4 protein-coding genes and 1 pseudogene are annotated in these 3,971 nt (G+C 62.5%); 3 read left to right on the forward strand and 2 right to left on the reverse strand.

The window, feature by feature from the left end; all coding sequences use genetic code 11:
• From WCA85_RS09770 to rfaE2, 3 genes and pseudogenes are all read left to right on the forward strand, one after another.
• Positions 1 to 1,027, forward strand: a pseudogene (locus WCA85_RS09770) (patatin-like phospholipase family protein); the annotation flags it as partial.
• Positions 1,028 to 1,599: 572 nt separating this feature from the next.
• Positions 1,600 to 2,472 (forward strand): ferritin-like domain-containing protein, encoded by an 873-nt coding sequence (locus WCA85_RS09775; protein ID WP_424063273.1) that lies wholly within the window; start codon positions 1,600 to 1,602, stop codon positions 2,470 to 2,472.
• 163 nt (positions 2,473 to 2,635) lie between these two features.
• Positions 2,636 to 3,118 carry a D-glycero-beta-D-manno-heptose 1-phosphate adenylyltransferase gene (gene rfaE2 / locus WCA85_RS09780; RefSeq protein ID WP_424063274.1) on the forward strand — a complete coding sequence of 161 codons (483 nt, stop codon included), beginning with the start codon at positions 2,636 to 2,638 and terminating at the stop codon, positions 3,116 to 3,118.
• 29 nt (positions 3,119 to 3,147) lie between these two features.
• On the opposite strand, the gene WCA85_RS09785 is transcribed toward rfaE2, so the two are convergent.
• Positions 3,148 to 3,387 (reverse strand): hypothetical protein, encoded by a 240-nt coding sequence (locus WCA85_RS09785; protein WP_424063278.1) that lies wholly within the window; start codon positions 3,385 to 3,387, stop codon positions 3,148 to 3,150.
• A gap of 47 nt (positions 3,388 to 3,434) precedes the next feature.
• The coding region (locus WCA85_RS09790; RefSeq protein ID WP_424063276.1) for a type III pantothenate kinase at positions 3,435 to 3,971 on the reverse strand (537 nt) is incomplete at its 5' end.

Consider the following 3,971-nt stretch of genomic DNA (forward strand, 5'->3'; position numbering starts at 1 on the left):
CGTGATCTGTGGAACCTCGGCCGGCGCGATCAACGCCACCTCGGTTGCGAGCCATGCCGACGATTTCGCGCGCGGCGCCGAGCGGCTCGTGCGGGTCTGGTCGGCGATGCGTGCGCATCACGTGTACCGGACGGACTGGCCGGGCATTGTCGGCGCCGGGGCTCGCTGGCTCGCCGCAATGAGTTTCGGCTGGGCCACGCGCAGTTCGCCGCATGCATTGCTCGACAACTCGCCGCTTGCGCGGCTCCTGCACGACGCGCTCAGTTTTCACCGCATCGATCAGATGCTCGACACGCGCGCACTCCATGCGCTGTCGATCACCGCGCTGAGCTACTCGTCGGGACAGCATCTGACGTTTTATCAGGCGAGCGAGCCAATCGCCGCCTGGCGCCGCGCGCAACGCACGGCGCGCATGGTCGCGCTCACGCCAGCGCATCTGCTGGCCTCCGCGGCGATTCCCTACATGTTTCCCGCGGTGCCGCTGGAACTGGACGGCCATCACGAATATTTCGGCGATGGCTCGATTCGCCAGATCGCGCCGCTCAGCCCGGCGATCCACTTCGGCGCGGAACGCATCGTCGTGATCGGTGCCGGGACGCCGCGCCCCGAGGTGCCGGCCGCCGGGCGCGACAACGGTTATCCGTCGCTTGCGCAGATCGGTCAGCAGGTGATGGCGAGCGTGTTCCTTGACGCACTCGGCGCAGACATCGAGCGTATCGAGCACGTCAACCGGATGGTCCTGCATCTACCCCACACGGTCGAACCGGAAAGCGGCTGGCGCCACATTGACGTGCTGGCAATTGCGCCAAGCGAACGTATCGAAGTGATTGCGGCACGCCATCTGCAGCGTCTTCCGCTGACGGTGCGCGGACTGCTGGGCGCTGTGGGAGGTAACCGCGCATCCGGAGCAGCGTTCGCTAGCTACCTGTTGTTCGAAAGCGAGTTCACGAGCGAGTTGATCGACCTGGGCCGACGCGACGCGTTCGCACAACGCGAACAGATCGCCGCATGGCTCGGGCCAACACAAGCGTGACGACTGCAACGTGAACGGCCCGGCACAGGATGAGGCATGAACCGCAGGTATCGTGCTGCTTGCTGCCCATTGCGCTTCACGCATGACCCATCGCGTGCCATCTGTTGCATTTACACAGCGTCACAGCCGCAACATGGACGACTGCTATCTTGTTGAGGTAAATCAAGGCAGCCCAGCTTGTGACGCTATGTAAGGGAGTGCTGTCAGGACAGCGTGCTATCATGATGTAAGCTTTGTCCGGCCTTTGGGCGTGCCCTTAAAACAACCAATCCCGCCGCCTTTTTGCCGCCGGTTTGACCGGCGCGGGGTTAGGAGAGCACAGTCCGTTTGCAGGCCAGGTCGACCTCAGGCAGGTGTAACCAACCCACGGTCGGCTGCGCGGCGTAAAACTCCAGTTTTCGTCAGCGCGTCAATGCCGCCGGACTTCTTTGCCACACGGTGCATCTGGGTGGCCGATTACCGCGTAAAATTGAATGCTTGGCTCGCGAACGCGTGTGTTTCGTTCGCGAGGCAGAGTTGCAACAGACACAAACAGACGTCGCAATGCGCAGAACAGGGGTGGGACTATGAACACCATGCTTTATCCGGAACTTTATAAATCGCTCGAATCCGTTCGATGGGACATGGAGAAAGACATTCCCTGGGACAAGTTCGACGCCTCACTGCTGACCGACGAGCAGGCCGAGACGATCAAGATGAACGCGATCACCGAATGGTCTGCATTGCCCGCGACGGAAATGTTCCTGCGCGACAATCATCACGATAGCGATTTCTCCGCTTTCATGAGCGTGTGGTTCTTCGAAGAGCAGAAGCACTCGCTGGTGCTGATGGAGTATCTGCGTCGCTTCAAGCCGGAAATGTGCCCGACCGAAGAGGAACTCCACGCAGTGCGCTTCGAGTTCGATCCGGCGCCGCCGCTCGAAACGCTGATGCTGCATTTCTGCGGTGAAATCCGTCTGAACCACTGGTATCGCCGTGCCGCCGAATGGCACACGGAGCCGGTCATCAAGGCAATCTACGAAACCATCTCGCGCGACGAAGCACGTCACGGCGGCGCTTACCTGCGCTATATGAAGAAGGCCATGACCAATTTTGGCGACGTCGCGCGTGCGGCGTTTGCGAAGATTGGCGTGTTGATGGCTTCCGCGCGTCGCACGGAAAAACCGCTGCACCCAACCAATCTGCACGTGAACCAGGCGCTGTTCCCGCGCGACACCATCCAGTCACGTCTGCCGGATCCGGAATGGCTCGAGCGTTGGCTCGACGAACAGATCCGTTTCGACGACGGCTGGGAAAAGAAGGTGGTGGAGCGCATCCTGCACAACCTGTCCATTCTGTTTGAGCGCACCTTCAACACCGCGCAGGAACTGAACCGCTACCGCAAGGAAGTGGTGTCGCGCCTGCAGGCTGAACAGAAATCGGCTGAACAGCCGGCTTGATGGTTGGCCTAACGGCCAAGGCGTTTGCGCGGGCACTGTCCCGTGCGACGCTCCTCGACCGACAGGCAGATAGCATCTGAACCAACGGCCCGCCAGGCGCAAGCTTGCCGGGCCGTTTGCATGTCTCCTTTTGTTTGCATTTTCCTTTCTCTCCGATCCGCTCATGGCCGTTACATTCGAACGCAAGCTCACCACCCGCGAGGTTCTGGCCCAACTGCGTCCCTCACTCAAGGGGCCGGTGGTGTTCACGAACGGGGTGTTCGACATCCTGCATCGCGGTCACGTCACGTATCTGGCCGACGCGAAGGCGTTAGGTGCCACGCTGATCGTCGGGGTCAACAGCGACGCATCCGTGCGCCGTCTGGGCAAGGGCGACGACCGGCCCATCAACAACGAAGCGGACCGTATGGCGCTGCTGGCGGCGCTGGAGAGTGTCGACTGGGTGGTGTGTTTCGGGGAGCAGACGCCGGTTGAGTTGATCGGAGAGTTGCGTCCCGACGTGTTGGTCAAAGGCGGCGACTACGATATGGACGTGCTCCCCGAGTCGGCCCTGGTGCGGGGTTGGGGCGGTCGGGCCCTGGCAATTCCGTTCGAGCACGACCGCTCGACGACTGCACTCCTCAAGAAGGTCCGCGCGCAGGGCTGACCCAGCGCAACGCGACCGGTCCCGACTGACTATTGTCCGAGTTCCGAAGCAGAAATAGCCGGCGCCGGAGCCGGGGCACCGACCACGGCCTGATCCGCCGCCTCAGCGGCCGAGAGCGCTTGTACTCTCAGCGTATCCGGGCGAATCTGGCGATTCAGATGACTCGGCTCACGCACGCCCGCATAGGGCAAAGGCCCGAACATGCCGCGCAGCGTAACGAACGTGAGCAGGTTGGCAAGAAACAGAATAGCGATTAGCCAGCGCAGCATCATTGGGGTCTCCGTCTAAGGGGTGCTACGTGCGTTGTAAGTGATGCTCAGGTGCGGCTCGCATGTTCGCTTTCGGCGGCGATCAGCGCAAGGCCCGACAGCACGAGCGAATCGTGCCGAGTATGCGGTACTTTGAGTGCGCCTGTCACTTCAGATGCGGCGCCTCCGCTTACCACCAGCCGTACCGGCTCGCCCCACACCTGTTGCAGATCGTTCCACATCCGCTCAATCAGCCCTGCTTGCGCCAGCGCGCAGCCGGCGGACAGCGAGCGCCGCGTATCCGTGGCGAAGAACGGCCTGTGCGACTTGCCGTCAACGTCGGGCTGGGCGTTCGGGGCCCCGCCGGATGGCATCAACAGGTTGCGTGCCGCCTGTGCATCCAGGGTAGGCAGTTGCGCGGTGTGTTCGCCGAGCGAGCGCATCATCAGCGTCCAGCCTGGCGCGATCAGACCGCCGACAAACAGTCCGTCGGCGCGCAGCGCTTCGAGCGTGGTGGCGGTGCCGAAGGTCGCAATCAGCAACGGTTCGCCGGGAAACGCCGCATGGGCCCCGATCAGTCCGGCCCAGCGGTCGCTGCCGAGCGC

This window comes from Paraburkholderia sp., from assembly GCF_049581445.1.
GTDB lineage: Bacteria > Pseudomonadota > Gammaproteobacteria > Burkholderiales > Burkholderiaceae > Paraburkholderia.

What these genes read in the sequence shown, in the direction of transcription:
- WCA85_RS09775 (WP_424063273.1), top strand. Translation starts at nt 1,600, where the DNA reads ATGAACACCATGCTTTATCCGGAACTTTATAAATCGCTCGAATCCGTT.
- rfaE2 (WP_424063274.1), top strand. Translation starts at nt 2,636, where the DNA reads ATGGCCGTTACATTCGAACGCAAGCTCACCACCCGCGAGGTTCTGGCC.
- WCA85_RS09785 (WP_424063278.1), bottom strand. Translation starts at nt 3,387, where the DNA reads ATGCTGCGCTGGCTAATCGCTATTCTGTTTCTTGCCAACCTGCTCACG.